The organism is Pedobacter sp. 05T44 (assembly GCF_056395985.1).
In genome coordinates, this window is record NZ_JBFTKO010000019.1 from 104,340 (window position 1) to 122,078 (window position 17,739).

A 17,739-nucleotide genomic window follows, 5' to 3' on the forward strand; every position below is an offset into this window, starting at 1 on the left:
AAAAAACAATTATGATTAAATGGAATAGACACTTAAGTATAAGGCAGATGTTACTTGCCGGGATGTTGTTCTTGTTCAGCATGCCTGTTTCTTCACAACAAATTGTCGAGCCAGCTTCTCCTGGTTTTGACGTTGTAAATGTGGACATACCACATGGTAAAATAGACACGATCAGTTATTACTCTGAAACTGTAGGCACCATTAGAAAGGCGATAGCCTACACCCCTCCGGGTTATACAAAGAACAAGAAGTATCCTGTTTTGTATTTACTCCACGGGATTGGTGGAGATGAAAGGGAATGGTTAAATGGAGGGAAGCCACAGGTCATACTAGATAACCTTTATGCAGCAGGGAAATTAGTGCCTATGATTGTTGTAATGCCTAACGGTCGCGCCATGAAAGATGACCGTGCAATTGGAAACGTCATGTCCAAAGATAAGATTGATGCATTTTCAACTTTCGAAAAAGATCTATTAAACGATCTGATTCCCTTTGTGGAAAAGAAGTTCCGAACACATAAAGACCCTGAGCACCGTGCAATTGCGGGACTATCCATGGGCGGAGGGCAATCGTTAAATTTTGGGTTAGGGAATCTTCAAAAATTTGCATGGGTTGGTGGTTTTTCCTCAGCACCAAATACCAGAGTCCCTCAGGACCTGGTGCCTGATCCTGCCAAAGCAAAAGAAATGCTTAAACTGTTATTTATATCCTGCGGAGCAAGTGATAATCTAATCATTTACAGTAAGCGTACCCACGATTATCTTATCCAAAATCAAGTACCTCACATCTATTTTATTGAACCGGGCTTTCATGATTTTAAGGTTTGGAAAAATGGATTGTATATGTTTTCTCAAATGCTTTTTAAACCGGTAGATACCGCTTCTTTCTAGTATAAAATTACCAAACACATAACCCTGACAAGATGAGAAATATAATTGCCTTTGTGATCTTAACTACATTAAATTGTTTATTTCACTCGGTATTTGCTCAACAGCTAAAGGCACAAAATCCCATTATTTTTGCAGATGTACCCGATATGTCTATGGTGCGTGTAGGAGATTTATACTACATGAGTAGCACCACAATGCACATGAGCCCCGGCGTTCCGATTATGAAGTCCAGCGATTTGATAAACTGGAGTATTGTAAATTATGTCTATGATACACTCGCGGACGTAGATGAACTCAACCTAAAAAACGGTAAGCAGGCTTACGGTCAGGGAACCTGGGCAAGCAGTATGCGTTATCATAATGGGGTTTTCTACGTAAGTACATTTGCCCAGACTACCGGAAAAACGTATATCTATAGTACAAAGGATGTAGAAAAAGGTCCCTGGAAAGTAAAGGCTTTTAAGCCAGGATTTCATGATCATTCCCTGTTTTTTGATGACGACGGCAAAGTTTATATGGTTTATGGCGGAGGAAAGATCAGGTTAGTTGAAATGAAGCCTGATTTATCAGGTCCTGATCCTGCTGTTCCTGAACGTATTATTATAGAAAATGCCAGTCTTCCTTCTGGGGAAAAGATTGGATTGCCGGCTGAAGGATCGCAATTGTTTAAGGTTAAGGGTAAATACTATCTGTTTAACATTACTTGGCCAAGAGGTGGTATGCGAACGGTAGTGATCCATAGAGCAGATAAGATAACCGGTCCTTATGAGGGGAAAATTGGCCTGCAGGATTTGGGTGTGGCTCAGGGTGGGCTTATTGATATGCCAAATGGCGATTGGTATGCTTACCTTTTTCGTGATTTCGGTGCGGTGGGCCGTATTCCTTATTTAGTTCCTGTTAAGTGGCAAAATGAATGGCCAATCCTGGGCATAGACGGAAAAGTTCCGGACACCCTGGATTTACCAGCGGATAAGGGTTTGATTCCGGGTATTGTCGCCTCTGATGAATTTAACCGAAAACCCAGTGAAGCTGATTTGCCCCTTGTCTGGCAATGGAACCATAACCCTGACGCGCGGCTTTGGTCGCTGAGAAAGAGAAAAGGCCATTTGAGATTGACCAATGGACGATTGGATCATGATTTTTTGTCAGCCAGAAATACATTAACGCAACGCACAACTGGCCCTTTTTCCACAGCAGTGACCTTGCTTGATGTATCTAAGCTGAAGGATGGTGATTTTGCTGGGTTGGGTTTGTTGCAAAAAAAGTACGGACTGATTGGTGTGAGGGTAGAAGGAGGTGATAAATATATTGTGATCATAGATGCTGGAACCGGCGAGCCTATCGAAAATGAACGGATTCCGCTCAAGCAAAACACCATCTATTTTAGCGTACATTGTGATTTTAGCCAAAGGAGAGACCTTGCCAGCTTTAGGTATAGCCTTGATGGAAAGCATTGGAAGAAAATCGGAAGCTCATTAAAAATGGCTTATACCATCCCGCACTTTATGGGATACCGGTTTGCGCTGTTTAATTATGCCGAAAAACAGACAGGTGGGTATGCCGACTTTGATTACTTTCATATTTCAGATCAACCAGCTCCGGCAAACTAATCTGGTAATCAATTCTTTTACTTTCCCAGACCTTTAGATGTCCGCCTAATCGAGGAGGGATGAATTTTAATGTGGTAAATATGTATTATGAGATTTATTCTTTCTAAATATTTACGCCGGATTATGGTTGATATCGCTGTTTTTGGTCGTTTAGACCGTGTTTTTGTCGTTTTGAACATCCTGCATATAAATTTAAACAATTGTACCAGCCTAAAAAATGATGCGCGCTTAATTTAGGTTAACTAAATATAAATCCATCCGCGCGTTCCAAAGAGCCGCGGGATTAAACCAACAAACCCATGAACAGGCATCTTTATTTTTCTTTAATTCTTTTCGATTGACGAAGGTTCTGAACCAGTGCCGCTGAACCTGATCGCTTATCATGAGATTTTCGTGGTAGGTGTGTTGCAGGAAATACAGCAGCGGTTTAGGTCTATTGAATCTTGTTGAGGAGCGGCGATGTCAATGAGTAAAAGTACATTGACTAACCAAGCCAATCCAGATGAAACCACCAACGCAGTTGACTGGAGTGGACATGCTATACCCAGACCAACCGCTTTAATTTTTTAAAGTAACCAATAAACAAACCAAATGTATGATGGAAAAAAAAATCTACTACTAAGACTCCATATGGCGTATGGAAGACGTAATTATCAAAATTAAATCCTCTTAAATGATTTTAAATAATGGAAAAATACACAAAAGTGTGTAATCATGGCTGTCTTATCAAATTTTTCAGACAAGCACTATTACAAAAAGTTTGCTTTTCAATATTTGTTTTTTTTCTGCTGACCAATGCCGTCAACGCACAACAAAGACGAATAATCAAAGGCACTGTTGTCGACTTACAAAAAACACCGCTTATTGGTGTAACAATTACGGTCAAAGGTACAAATACAAGAGCATTAACAAATTCGGATGGGCATTTTACGATCGAGCTGGGCGACGGAATGACAACCCTTATGGTGGCTTATGTTGGTATGGAGACTCAAGAGGTCAACGTTACAGGTAAGAATAATGTGACGATTTTATTAAGAGACGATAACAAGGCATTAAATGAGGTTATCGTTGTGGGCTATGGAAAACAGAAAAAAGAGAGTGTAGTTGGGGCAATTACACAGGTAAAAGGAGAAGTATTGGAGCGGGCAGGTGGGGTTTCGAGCCTTGGCGCAGCATTGACTGGGAACTTGCCTGGTGTCATTACAGTGGCAACGCAAGGAACGCCAGGTGCTGAAGATCCAAAGATTTTCATCCGCGGTCAGAGTACTTGGAATAACAGTGACCCACTGGTTTTAGTGGATGGAATTGAGCGGTCTATGAACAGCGTCGATGTGGGTTCTGTGGAAAGTATTTCAGTTTTGAAAGATGCATCTGCGACAGCGGTATTTGGGGTAAAGGGCGCAAATGGGGTAATCCTGATTACTACCAAACGCGGAAAAGAAGGCAGGGCAGATATCCGTTTTACTGGCAATGCCACAATGAAAATACCTTCTTTGCTGGCCAGCAAATATGATTCATATGATGCCATAAAGATCCGGAACCTGGCCATTGAGCATGAATTAGGTCTTTCCGCGTCTTCATGGAGTAAGTATGTACCCTCTGCTGAGTTAGCGAAATATCGTAACCCCAGCAACCAGGCAGAAGCAGAGCGCTACCCGAATGTGGATTGGGGAGAGGAACTGATCAAGAATTCTGTGATGTCTTACAATGGAAGTGCAAATGTGTCCGGCGGTACGGCTTTCGTGAAATATTTTACAGCGATAGATTTTTTGAAAGAAGGCGATATCATTAAAAAACTAGACAATGGAAAATCATATGAACCCGGATATGGATTTAACCGCATCAATGTCCGTAGTAACCTGGATTTTAATTTAACTAAGACTACTGTCCTGACCACGAATCTCGCAGGCTCCTATGGGGTGAAACAAGACGCCTGGGGACAAGACAGCTGGGAATACCGGATTTGGCAAAGTATATACAGCAATGCGCCAAATATTTATTATCCTAAGTATACCAACGGGGGCTGGGGATACTATCCGCAGGAACAGGTGTCTACGGTAAACTCACTGGCAACCATGGCAAATAATGGTGTCCGTAAAACCACCACTACACGGATTAATACGGACTTTACCTTAAAGCAGGATTTAGGTATGGTCTTAACAGGTCTGTCAGCGAAAGGGACTTTCTCTTTTGATAATTCATTTATATCCCAAGGAGGTATTTATGACAATGGTACCATTCAACAACAATACATTAACCCGGTCACAGGCGAAGTCACCCTAAGCCAATACTTAGGGACAAATCAATTCGATTGGATACCCTCTCGTTGGAGCGTTAATACCGACGCAGTTCAGAATGCTTCAACATTTCGTAAAGTATTCTACCAGGCAGTTGTGGATTATGACAGGACGTTCGGTAGCCACGCGGTCACTGCAATGGGGTTGTTTAGCAGGGACAAATATGCTGGTGGCAGTGAATTTGAACACTTTCGTGAAGACTGGGTGAGCAGGGTTACCTATAATTACGGGCTCAAGTATTTTGCCGAATTCAACGGCGCGTACAACGGTTCTGAGAAATTTGGCCCCAATTACCGATTTGCCTTCTTTCCCTCGGCAGCAGTGGGGTGGATGGTCAGCAAGGAAAATTTCATGAAAAACCTGACCTTCATTAATACCTTAAAACTTCGTGTTTCCCGTGGTCAGGTGGGTAATGACAACATTGCAAATCGTTGGCTCTATGCCACAACATGGACCTATGGAGGTAATACACCTTTGGGGTCATCGAGTGATCAATACAGCCCCTATACCTGGTGGCGCGAAGCACAAACGAGCGTTGGTAATCCGGATATTCATTGGGAGAAGGTAACAAAGACCAATTATGGGATCGAATATTCCTTATTTGATGATTTTTTATCCGGGAGTGTGGATGTCTTTAGCGACTATCGTACCGGTATTCTATTGGATGGTACAAGCCGTTCTGTACCTTCTTATTTTGGCGTCCGACCACCTACGGCTAATTTGGGCATTGTACGAAATAAAGGTTATGAGATCGAGGTACGCGCTAATAAAGTATTGAACAATGGGATACGTTTGTGGGGTAATTTTAGTATGACGCATGCTAAAGACAAGATTATTGAAGCGGATGATCCACAATTGAAGGATGATTATTTAAAAAGAGCAGATAAACAAATTGGCCAGACCTATTCCTATTTAAGTAATGGATATGCCAATACATGGGACCAGATTTATGGTACTGTCCAGCTCAATACCAACAACAACCAGAAACTGGTGGGCGACCTTAAGATGGTTGACTATAATGGGGACGGCATCATTGATAATGAGGATATTGTCCCTTACGGATATCCTCAGCGGCCTCAGAACAGTTATAATGCAACCTTAGGGTTTGAATGGAAGGGGTTTAGCACTTTCGTTCAGTTCTATGGCGTGAGCAATGCGAATCGTTCCCTGCAATTGGTAAGTTTCTCCGGACAGGATCATTACGACAATGTGTATAAACAAGGTTCCTACTGGAGTCCGGAGAATTTAAATGCCGATGTGACCATGCCCAGGTATGCTTCTCAAATGCCATATTATGGAACTACCTATTTGTATGATGGATCCTATGTCAGACTGAAAACTGCGGAAGTCGCTTACACCTTCAAATCTTCCCAGCTAAAAAGGATCGGCCTCAGTGCCTTGCGGGTTTATGTGAATGGCAATAACCTATGGTTATGGACTAAAATGCCTGATGATCGCGAAGTTGACAATGGGGCATCTACGGCTTACCCCACTGTTAGACGTATAAATTTTGGTTGTAACATAACTTTTTAACTACTGTAAATATGAAAAAGTACACAAATCTATTTTTTAAGTTTTTTGTCTTTCTTGCGATAGTAGGACTAGTTTCTTGTAAAAAATATCTGGATAAAGCACCTGATGCTGATATTTCGCCAACAGATGCTTTTATTAATTTTAATAATTTTCAGGGCTTCACTGAGGAGCTTTACAGCTGTGTGCCGGAGTTTACCAGTAAGACCTGGGCTGCCAACTGGATTCTGGGGGACGAAATCGTACATAAGACTGGCGTAACCTGGTTAAATGAACAGTTTGATAATGGAGATTCCTGGTCCTGGACAACTGCCGAATGGATTTCCTGGCTGGATGCAGGTAGTTACAACTCCGATCAGGGCAGTGGATTTGGAAAAGKCTTATGGCCAAACGCCTGGTACGGTATACATAAGGCCAATTTAGGACTGGCCAATCTCGATAAGCTCAACGGGACACAGGAAGAGAAGGACCTGATCAAAGGACAGTTGTTGTTTTTTCGTGGTTGGTTCCATTTTGAACTGATGACTTACTGGGGTGGGCTTCCCTATGTTAATGAAGTGTTGTCTGCCAGCTCAAAATTGGAATTGCCCCGCTTGAATTATCAGGAAACGGCTGAGCTTGCTGCAAAGGATTTTAAGGAAGCAGCTGAATTATTGCCAGTGAACTGGGATAAAACAGATGCGGGTAAGATTACCTTAGGGAAAAATCAGCTGCGGGTTACTAAAATAACTGCATTGGGTTATTTAGGCAAAAATTACTTATATGCAGGCAGCCCATTGATGAACAAAGCATCGACAGGTGCGGCATCGTTCAATGCTGACTATTGCAAGAAGGCAGCTGAGGCATTTGCAGAGCTGCTAAAAATGGTCGACAATCAGGAGACCTGGGTTAAGCTGGTCGATTTTTCTAAATACAGTACACTTTTCTATTCCAACGGTGGGAGTTTTATCCCCGGATTTCCTGAAGCGATCTTCCAAAACCCGGTTTATAGTGCCTGGTTTGCCGGATGTCCCTGGGGTCCGAGTTCTGTGTTTGTTGAGGGGAATATTGGCGGAGGATATTCATCGCCCAATGCCCGTTTTGTGGAAAATTATGGGATGGCCAACGGGCTTCCGATCGATGATCCTGAATCTGGTTTCAATCCTGCAGATCCATGGACCAACAGGGATCCGCGTTTCTACAATGATATCGTAATCGATGGCGATCAGATTATTAAGGGATCTGCTCCGGCAGATAAAGAAAAATACCGGTACGCCAACCTATCGAACACCGGACACAGCCGCAACAGTTCCTCAACCAGCCGGACGGGTTATTTACTGCGTAAATTGACCCCTATGACCGCAAATAGTGTAGATAATTTCCCTAACAATTATATGCACTTGTCATACATGCGCCTGGCCGATGTGTACCTTATGTATGCAGAAGCAGTTTTGCAGGGGTATGGCTCTGGCAAGAGCAATGGGCCAAATTACATCACTGCCGAGGAAGCCTTCAATAAAATAAGAAGGCGCAGCAATGCGGGAGATGTTGCCCAGAAATATGTTTCAGACAACTCGAAATTCATGAGTGAAATCATTCGGGAACGTGCAATGGAGCTTGGTTTTGAAGAGGAAATCCGTTACAATGATTTGCGCCGCTGGCTCCTTGCCGGAGAACTTAAATACAGAGAAAAGACTTCTATTGATTTTGATCGCGGTCCCAACGGGAAGCCAATTAATATAAAGGAGACGATACTGCTAACACGCAAGTTTGAAGATAAAAATTATTGGTTACCACTGAAAATAAACGATGTAACGCTTTACCCCTCATTCGGTCAGAATCCGGGTTATTAAAAGCATAGTTTTTAAAGCTTAAAAAGGAAAAATAATGAAATACATAAAAATAGTATTGGTTTCATGTGGGATGTGCTTTGGGGTTATATTCGGAGCTGTAGGTCAAACTATAGAGAGAGTACCAGACACCTCCGTCATCGATTCTTTAGTTCATGTAGCTTACGGAACCGTAAGTTTTAAAGATTTAGCCGGCGCGATTTCCGTATTGAACCCATCCTCTTACCTGGAAAAGCATTATGGGACTTATCCATTGGAGGGTACAGAGGCATTTATAGGTGGCAGTAATCTTTGGAATTTAGGAGCGGCCCTGGTATTAATAGACGGGGTGCCTCGTTCCCTGAACGATATCACGACCAACGAAATTGAGCAAATCTCTTTTCTAAAGGGAGCTAACGCCGTGGTCCTATATGGGAGTCGTGCAGCTAATGGCGTAATATTAATAACCAGTAAGCGCGGTAAGGCAAGACATCGTCAATCTAGCATACGTGTGAATGGCGGCATCAACGTGCCGAAATCCTATCCTGAATATTTAGGGTCGGCTGAATACATGACTTATTACAATCAGGCGTCTAAAAATGATGGTCTGGCACCCATGTATGACGATGCTACAATAAAAAATTATGCTGCTTCAGGTGCTAATCTGTACCGCTATCCTGATGTGGATTATTACTCCTCAGATTATCTGCGAAAAGTGTACAATACCTATTCCGGTAACGGGGAGTTTTCTGGGGGTAATGATCGGGCACGTTTTTATGCGCTCGCTGGTTTCCAAAGTCAAAATTCATTACTCAATTTTGGAGAAGGCAAGAATGAGCAAAATTCACGTTTTAACATACGTGGCAATATAGACCTGAAGTTGAACAATGCCATTAGCACCTATATAAATGTGTCTACGGTGTTTGCGAACAATAGAACTGCATTAGGAGATTATTGGGGACAGGCTGCTGTTGTTCAGCCTCAGCGTTTTGCTCCGTTGATCCCGATCAGCTTAATTGAAGGAAATGCTCAGGCTGCTCAAAACCTGGTAGCCGGCAGCCGCAACATTATAGATGGTAAATATCTGCTGGGCGGTACCCAGCAATACCTGACCAATCCAATAGCTGATGCTTACGCTGCAGGTTATAACATTTTTACAAGCCGGCAGTTTCAATACACCAGTGGGATAGATGTTGACCTCAAAAGTGTATTGAAAGGACTATCTTTTCATGGCCAGGTAAGTATTGATTATTCGAATACCTATAATCAATCCGTCAACAACACCTATGCCGTGTATGTTCCAACCTGGAGCAATATTGCCGATTCGATAACTCAACTGACCTTGTTTAACAAAGACAGTAAAACCGGAACGCAGAACTTAACCAATACATTGAGTGATCAGCTGATCGATTTCAATTTTCATGTGGATTATAAAAACACATTTAAAGAGAAGCATAACCTATCTGCTATTTTAGTTGCATCCGGTCTTCAGCGCCGTATGACAGGTGATTATCAATACCGGACAAACAGTAATCTTGGGATACAATTTTCTTATAACTATGATCATAAATACTATGCCGACTTCAGCGGAGCTGTTGTCAATTCGACCAAGTTAGCCACCAATAAACGTGTAGCTTTTTCCCCTACAGTGAACTTAGGATGGCTGTTAAGCGAAGAAGGTTTTCTGAAAAACTCAGAGGTGGTTGACCGGTTAAAGTTGACTGCATCTGCAGGTATCATCCATACTGATCTGGACTTCGATATTAGAAATTACTACTTATATAACGCTGTTTATTCTTCAACGGCTTTTTTCTCCTGGGCGGATGGAACCTATGTCAATCAGGCAACCACAATTTCACGTGGTGAGAATTTAAACCTGTCCTATGCCAGGAGAAAAGAGGTCAATCTGGGGATCGAAGGCATTTTATTCAACAACAAACTGGATTTCAGCGCGAGCATGTTTTTAATTAAAAAAGACGGAATCCCTGTACAGAGTTACTCGTTGTTTCCGAGCTACTTTTTAACGTCCTTTCCGGCGACCTCTTTTGTGCCCTATACAAATTTTGCTGCGAATAGCTATAAAGGAGCAGACATCCACCTCAATATTCATGAAAAATTAGGAGATCTTAAACTGACCCTGGGCATAGCGGGTACTTACGTAACGACAAAAGCCCTCAAGCGGGATGAGTTATACGCAGATCTGTACAGAAACAGGGCTGGTAAACCAACAGATGCCATATTTGGTTTAGTAAGTGAAGGTCTGTTTGCCAACCAGAACGATATTGCTGGCCATGCCTCACAAAAGTTTGGCGTAACCAGGCCCGGAGACATTAAATATAAAGATCAGAACCAGGACGACGTAATTGATGACAGAGACGAGGTGATGATTGGCAGGTGGAGCAATCCTTTCACAGGTGGCTTGAATGTTACTGCCCAATTTAAAGATTTTACACTTTTTGTTTTGGCAACAGGGTCTTTTGGTGGAACTGCAATTAAAAATAACAGCTACTATTGGGTTTCAGGTGCCACGAAGTATTCTGCAGTTGTTCGGGACAGTTGGACAGAGGAGACAAAAAACACAGCAACCTACCCACGGTTGTCGACCCTTGGGAGTGATAATAACTTTCGTACTTCTGATTTCTGGTCTTACAGCACTGACCGGATTAATCTTTCCAAAGTTCAGTTAAGCTATCGCTTCCCAGGAAGAGTACTTAGAAATTCTTTCGTAAAAGGGTTAAACATCTATGCCAGTGGCAGCAATTTGCTAACGATTGCCAAAGACAGAGCGGTAATGGAATTGAACATCGGTTCAACTCCACAAACACGCTTCTACAACCTTGGGATTAAAGCTGATTTTTAAAGTTGATTATCAAAAATTAAATTTATATGAAAAGGAAATTGGTTTTTATATTGATATCGGTTATATTTTTTTCAGGGTGTAAGAAAATTTTGTCCCCTGCCGATGAAAATATCCGTGATCTTAGCGAGATATACAATGACGCTGCTTTTGCAGAGGGTCTGCTGCTTAATGGTTATGTCAGGCTACCCGGAGGAAATTATGCTTTCACTGAGGTAGCAACCGATGATGCGGTCTCTAATGATCCCAGCAATACCTATCGGCTAATGGCTACGGGAAAATGGTCTTCATTAAGTAATCCGATGGAACAATGGACCTCGTCATTTGCCGCTATTCAATACCTCAATTTAATATTGTCGGAAACAGACAAGGTGACCTGGGCTACTACCGGCCAGTATACCAAAGAAATGTTTAATGACCGGACAAAAGGAGAGGCATATGGACTGCGGGCCTTATTTATGTACAATCTGTTACAGGCCCATACCGGCTGGGTGGGGGGGAGTTTATTAGGTGTGCCCATTCTTACCGCCCCGCAAGACAGTAAGTCTGATTTTAGGGTGCCCCGTAATACTTTTGAAGAATGCATACAACAGATTTATAAGGATCTTGACCTGGCGGAGCAATACTTGCCGCTTGATTTTGAGAACATTACCTCAGCCAGCCAGGTTCCTGCAAAATATGCGGGTAAAACTACCATTGCCGACTACAATCGTGTATTTGGTGCATACAACCGTCAGCGTATGACCGCGCGAATCGTAAAAGGTATTCGCACAAAAGCTTCCCTTCTGGCAGCCAGTCCGGCATTTAAAGGAGGCACAACAGTTACCTGGACAAAAGCTGCTGATGACGCCGCCGCTGTTCTCGACTTGAATGGCGGGTTATCGGGTATTGCAGGAAATGGTCATGTCTGGTATGCGGGCAGCAATGCAAGCGAAATAAACGGACTCTCTGCGGGCTTGAATCCCAGAGAGATGCTATGGCGGAGAAATGTGAGTGATGCAAACAGTCTGGAGAAGGACAATTATCCTCCAACCCTATATGGAAATGGTCGTGTCAATCCAACACAAAATCTGGTTGATGCTTTCCCCATGGCCAATGGGTACCCGATAAATGATCCGAATAGCGGTTACAATCCTGGTAATCCCAATGCGGGTCGCGATCCCCGACTGGGCTTGTATGTAGTGGTAAACGGTAGTAAGGAAGGATCTAAAGGCAGCATTATTTATACGAAAAAAGGGAGCACCGATGATGGTTTGAATGCCATTCCCACATCAACGCGTACTGGTTATTATATGCGGAAATTGCTCCGTGAAGATGTGAGTGTCGATCCGGCAAATTCAAATACGCAAAAGCATTATGTGCCATACATCCGATATACTGAGCTGTATTTAGCTTATGCCGAAGCGGCTAATGAAGCCTGGGGTCCTGATGGTAAAGGCTCACATAATTATTCCGCCAGGGAGGTTATAGAGGCCATTCGTAGCAGAGCAGGAATTACGCAACCTGACAATTTCCTCGCCTCTATATCGAGCACCGAGGATATGAGAAAACTCATCCATAATGAAAGACGCCTGGAACTTTGTTTTGAAGGATTCCGTTTTTGGGATTTGAGACGATGGAAGGAATCCCTGACCGAACCTGCAAAAGGTGTAACCATTAATCCTGATGGCAGCTCTGTGGTTAGCCCCGTTGAAACCAGACTGTACAATGATTACATGCTTTTTGGCCCATTACCTGATAGTGAAGTGCAGAAATGGGGTCTGATTCAAAATGCCGGTTGGTAATATTTAATGATAGCTAAATTATAAATCAATGAAAAAAATTATTTTTGTATTACTTATAGGATATTCACTATTGACTTCATGTCGAAACGGTGACGTAGAATTCCCGGATTATAAATTTACCACGGTTTATTTTGCAAATCAATACCCGGTAAGAACGATTGTACTGGGGACCAGTTATGTATCTGATAATACGCTCGATAACGCACATCAATGTATTATATATGCCACAATGGGTGGGGTGTACAGCAACAAGCAGGATCGCACCCTGGATGTAATCGTTGACAATTCACTTTGTAATAATCTGACACTGGAAAGTGCAACCGGTGATCAGGTGTTGCCTATGCCATCGAATTACTATTCGCTGCCTTCAGATATGACCGTTACGATTCCTTCGGGATCAATGATGGGAGAAATAAAGATACAGTTAACGGATGCTTTTTTTGCAGACCCGCTGGCTGCTAAAACAACCTACGTCATCCCCTTAAAAATTACGAAAGTCGCGAATGCAGATTCTATTTTAAGTGGGGTAGCTGCTAGTGGGTCTGGCCGAAACCGCCTGATCGGGACAGACTGGTCGACCCCACCGAAAGATTACATCCTGTTTGCAGTTAAATATAAAAACCCCTGGGATGCAATTTATTTGCGTAGAGGGATTGAAAAATCACCGGACACAACAGTAGTATATCATCAAAAATATGTTGAATATGATCAAATCGTATCAAGTGTCGCTACCAAATCGATGGATGAAGTTTTAATCTCTTTGAGAGGTAAGGCCAAAGGCAATCTGGATCTTCCTTTTCAGCTGGTGCTTAAATTTGATAACAATGGTAATAGTACCCTAACAAATCCGGCAGCAGTAAATTATACCGTTACCGGAAAGGGTAAGTATGTTAAAAACGGCGATATGTGGGGAGATAAAAAAAGGGACGTGCTTTATCTCGACTATCAGGTGAAATTAGGCGCATCTACCCATGTGTTTGCAGATACCTTGGTCATGCGAGACAGGGCTGAAAGCTTTCAGCTTTTTACGCCTTATTATAACAAATAGACACTATCTAAAATCTTGCCGGATTGTGTAACCCTGAGTCACCGATCCGGCATTTTCATTACCTGATAACTCATAACCCTATTTATGAGTTCAATGCTGTCAGTATCCGACGCACTAAGATCATCAAATTAAATAATTTCCTTTCCAATTCAGGTTTGGTAGAACTGGTCGAGAAGTTTTCTGTGGACACTTATTTATGCTCCAATATAGAATTGAATTCAAACCGGAAGTCTCTCTCTCTTTGCTGTTCATATAGACCGCGTAAAAACTTAAGTGATCTCTCTAATCACACCTGGAAGGTACTAATCATAAAAATGTGCTCCAATTGTAGTGCTTTATCGATTTATTGTCAAAATCGGCAGATCTAATACGTTTATTTTAGGTTAACATAAGTGCTCTTCTCTTTATCATTTGAAGCATTCCTGGGCATGGTTGCGGCCTATATTTGATTTTCACCTAACCAATAATAAACCGATCAAATCGCAGGGAGATTTGATAAAACCAACCTTTTCGCAAATGTTGAAATCATTTATTAATTATAAATCCGAGCAAAATATGTCTAAGTTTTTCTAGTTCTGCAATTTTCTTATCGGGGGCTAAATGCTCTGCCAGAAGGGAAAGGACCAAACATACTCTTTCCATAAAAAATATTCCAGTGGTTAGCAATAACCACAACCAAATAAACCAAAATAAATCAAATATGAATCAAACAATTTCTATCAGGAAATTACCAATTTTTTTATGGTTGGTAACTTCAATCGTGCTCCTGCATTTAACGGGGTATGCCCAGGAGCGGCAAATTATAGGGAAAATCGTATCGGCAGGTGATTCTGCCCCAATTCCGGGGGCTACAGTACAGGTTAAACATAAAAATACGGCCGTATCTACTAATGAAAGCGGAGGGTTTTTGATACGGGCAAATACTGGTGATGTCCTCATTTTTAAGATGATGGGTTTTACACAACAGGAGATCGTAGTTGGTAGTGGCAATGTCATTAATGTGGTATTAAGTGTCGACAATACAAATCTGAATGAAGTAGTTGTTGTTGGTTATGCTAAGGTAGCAAGAAAAGATGTTACAGGTTCAATAAGCTCAATCAAGGGAGACGACTTACGCCAAACCCAGCCAACTACTTTTGACCAGGCCCTGCAGGGCAAAGTTGCCGGGGTTGTGGTTCAACAGGTATCGGGCCAGCCCGGCGGTGGGGTGTCTATCCAAATACGTGGCGTGTCGTCAATAAGTGGCTCTAATTCGCCACTGTACGTAATAGATGGTATTATTATTCCACCGGTAAACAATCCCGGTAGTGGTTCTAATCCATTAAATGCCATCAATCCTGCCGAAATTGAATCCATAGATGTATTGAAAGATGCTTCGGCAACCGCCATATACGGTTCGCAGGCAACCAATGGAGTTGTTGTGATCACTACAAAAAGGGGGAAAGCCGGAGCACCGCAGATAACTTATGATTTCTATGCCGGTTACCAGGAAATACTTAAGCGACTCCCTACAGTTGATTTGCAACAATTTGCTACTCTCATTAATGCGCGGTCCGCTAGCTCGGGCTGGGAATTTGATCAAAGACCCCTATTTGTCAATCCTCAATATTTAGGTAAGGGCACCGACTGGCAAAAAGAATTATTCCGGAAAGCCCCGCAGATGAATCACACACTTACTGTAAGCGGTGGGGATGACAGAACCCAATATTTACTGTCAACCTCCTATTTTAACCAGGAAGGGATAGCCATTGGATCTGATTTTAGCAGATACTCGGTAAGGCTGAATTTAGACAATAAAACCACTAATTGGCTAAAAATAGGGACGAGCCTTCAGTTGTCGCATGTTGATGAAAAAGTAAACTCAACCTCCGGTAATGTAATTGCCACTGCACTAAGCCTTAGTCCTGATGTTCCGGTAAGCAACCCTGACGGCTCCTGGGGAGGGATTACCGATCCCAACGGTTGGGTAGCACCTGTTGCCAACCCGGTGGCATTGGCAAAAATTATCAAACACTTAAGAAAGCGAAATCAAGTATTCGGAAATGTGTATGCCGAAATACAATTGGCTAAAGGGTTATCGCTGCGAAATGAGCTATCCGGTAATTTCGATTTTAATACAGAAGATAGGTATTCGCCAATTTATAGTTTTGGCAAGGGTAATGAAAGCCCTAACTTTGGTTCCTCTAGCGCCGGTCAAAATTTTTATGCAGTAATACGCAATTTTCTAACTTACAACTATAATTTCAAAAAATTTCATTTTGATGCTTTAGCGGGTCATGAATCGCAAGAGAGTACTTTTCAAAATCTTGGCGGTGCACGAAGGAATTTCCCTTCAGATAATGTGCAGGCGATTAGTGGTGGCGATGCTACCACGGCCACAAACTTCGGCTACAATTCATTATCAGACCCTACGGGAGGCTCTGCACAGGAATCTTATTTCGGCCGTATCAATTTTTCATGGAATGATAAATATCTGCTCACCGGAAATATACGTGGCGATGGTTCTTCAAATTTTCCGTCATACAACCGTTGGGTGACTACCTATTCAGGTGGATTTGCCTGGAAAATTAAAAACGAGGCGTTTTTAAAAGATATAAAAGCTATAGATGAATTGAAGCTGAGACTCGGTTACGGGATTACTAACAACCAGGGCATACCGGGCAATACATTTGTGACCCAGCTTCAAACAATAGCCAATGGTCTATCAGGTATAGCTCAGTTTCAAAGCAATTTGGAAAACGCGGAGGTGACGTGGGAAAAAACTAATTATTACAGTGCCGGGCTTGACGGAACGCTTTTAAAGGGGCGCTTAAGTTTTACATTAGAAGCTTACAGCCGCTTAACAAATGGTCTTTTATTACAGGTGCCGCTTCCAGGATACTCTGGTGCTATAGCGGGCTATGGGCCTGGAGCCATGCAAGCGCCTTTTGCCAATGTCGGCTCGATAACCAACAAAGGGTTTGATATCCAAATCAATTCTACCAATATTAATGGTAAAAATTTCAGTTGGAAAACTGGTTTTACCGTATCGCGGAATAACAATAAAGTGACCTACTTAGGTGCAGGTGGAGCTGATGCTAACTTAAGTAAGAAATCTTATTTGATTAACGATATTATTCAAAAAACGACGGTGGGGCGGCCCATCGGCGAATTTTATGGCTATGTATTTGATGGTATTTTCTCAACTCCAGAAGATTTTAAAAACCATGCCCGGCCTGCTGACCCAAGCGGCAACCCTTATCCGATCTCTCTAGCAGGAGGTGGTATCTGGTACGGTGACCGTATGTTCAAGGATTTGAATGGCGACGGTATTATCGACTCAAAAGATCAAACCTTTTTGGGTTCCCCGATCCCCAAATTCCAATATGGTATCAATAATACATTTAACTACAAAAATTTAGATCTGAATATTTTCTTCAGTGGCAGTTATGGTGCCAAGATATTCAATCAAACGGCTATACAGCAAACCAATCCGCAAAATCACGCTGCCTTTTTTACATCGGTGTTAGATTATGCAAACTTGGCTATGGTAGATCCTAACGGCTCTCCATCCGATGTTAACAACGTATATGTTACCAACCCTAATACAACTATTGCTGGGTTGAGAAACGACAATACCAATGGTAATCTTCGTCCTAACAGTTTGATGATCGAGGATGGCTCATTCCTGAGGTGTAAAAATATCACTTTAGGTTACCGCTTGCCAAAAAGTCTTTTATCAAAAATATCGGTGGGTTCAATTAGGGTGTATGCCAATGTATCCAACGTATTTGTAATTACAAAATATAAAGGCATGGATCCTGAAATTGGTTCATGGGATCCACTTCAGGCAGGTTGGGACGACGGTTATTATCCGCAACCAAGGGTATTTACTTTTGGTGCAAACATAGCCTTGAAATAATAAAACGATCACCG

The 17,739-nt window shown here is 42.3% G+C and carries 8 protein-coding genes; all 8 read left to right on the plus strand.

Annotation, left to right across the window (positions count from 1 at the left end):
* The first annotated feature begins 11 nt into the window (after window positions 1-11).
* The 8 genes from AC1DDK_RS22505 to AC1DDK_RS22540 all read left to right on the plus strand — a co-directional run bounded on the left by AC1DDK_RS22505 (window position 12) and on the right by AC1DDK_RS22540 (window position 17,725).
* Window positions 12-890, plus strand: a complete 879-nt coding sequence (locus AC1DDK_RS22505) for an alpha/beta hydrolase (protein ID WP_337717641.1) — start codon at window positions 12-14, stop codon at window positions 888-890.
* 32 nt (window positions 891-922) lie between these two features.
* The gene (locus AC1DDK_RS22510; RefSeq protein ID WP_288882461.1) at window positions 923-2,500 is read left to right on the plus strand and encodes a glycoside hydrolase family 43 protein; all 1,578 of its coding nucleotides are present in this window, start codon (window positions 923-925) and stop codon (window positions 2,498-2,500) included.
* Between the two features lie 686 nt (window positions 2,501-3,186).
* The gene (locus AC1DDK_RS22515) at window positions 3,187-6,330 is read left to right on the plus strand and encodes a SusC/RagA family TonB-linked outer membrane protein (protein WP_337717644.1); all 3,144 of its coding nucleotides are present in this window, start codon (window positions 3,187-3,189) and stop codon (window positions 6,328-6,330) included.
* An 11-nt stretch (window positions 6,331-6,341) separates the two neighbouring features.
* Complete coding sequence (locus tag AC1DDK_RS22520; protein WP_477634070.1) at window positions 6,342-8,159, plus strand: RagB/SusD family nutrient uptake outer membrane protein; 1,818 nt, start codon at window positions 6,342-6,344, stop codon at window positions 8,157-8,159.
* 34 nt (window positions 8,160-8,193) lie between these two features.
* A complete protein-coding gene (locus tag AC1DDK_RS22525) occupies window positions 8,194-10,995 on the plus strand; it encodes a SusC/RagA family TonB-linked outer membrane protein (protein WP_337717648.1) in 2,802 nt (933 codons plus the stop codon).
* Between the two features lie 26 nt (window positions 10,996-11,021).
* Complete coding sequence (locus tag AC1DDK_RS22530; protein ID WP_337717649.1) at window positions 11,022-12,776, plus strand: RagB/SusD family nutrient uptake outer membrane protein; 1,755 nt, start codon at window positions 11,022-11,024, stop codon at window positions 12,774-12,776.
* A 28-nt stretch (window positions 12,777-12,804) separates the two neighbouring features.
* Entirely contained in the window at window positions 12,805-13,824 is a 1,020-nt protein-coding gene (locus tag AC1DDK_RS22535) for a DUF5627 domain-containing protein (RefSeq protein ID WP_337717651.1), read from the plus strand.
* A gap of 700 nt (window positions 13,825-14,524) precedes the next feature.
* Window positions 14,525-17,725 carry a SusC/RagA family TonB-linked outer membrane protein gene (locus tag AC1DDK_RS22540; RefSeq protein WP_337717652.1) on the plus strand — a complete coding sequence of 1,067 codons (3,201 nt, stop codon included), beginning with the start codon at window positions 14,525-14,527 and terminating at the stop codon, window positions 17,723-17,725.
* The last annotated feature ends 14 nt before the right edge of the window (window positions 17,726-17,739 follow it).

Excerpts from the sequence above, each read along its gene's own strand:
- AC1DDK_RS22515 (WP_337717644.1), top strand. The coding sequence starts at position 3,187 with ATGGAAAAATACACAAAAGTGTGTAATCATGGCTGTCTTATCAAATTT.
- AC1DDK_RS22505 (WP_337717641.1), top strand. The coding sequence starts at position 12 with ATGATTAAATGGAATAGACACTTAAGTATAAGGCAGATGTTACTTGCC.
- AC1DDK_RS22535 (WP_337717651.1), top strand. The coding sequence starts at position 12,805 with ATGAAAAAAATTATTTTTGTATTACTTATAGGATATTCACTATTGACT.
- AC1DDK_RS22525 (WP_337717648.1), top strand. The coding sequence starts at position 8,194 with ATGAAATACATAAAAATAGTATTGGTTTCATGTGGGATGTGCTTTGGG.
- AC1DDK_RS22530 (WP_337717649.1), top strand. The coding sequence starts at position 11,022 with ATGAAAAGGAAATTGGTTTTTATATTGATATCGGTTATATTTTTTTCA.
- AC1DDK_RS22540 (WP_337717652.1), top strand. The coding sequence starts at position 14,525 with ATGAATCAAACAATTTCTATCAGGAAATTACCAATTTTTTTATGGTTG.
- AC1DDK_RS22510 (WP_288882461.1), top strand. The coding sequence starts at position 923 with ATGAGAAATATAATTGCCTTTGTGATCTTAACTACATTAAATTGTTTA.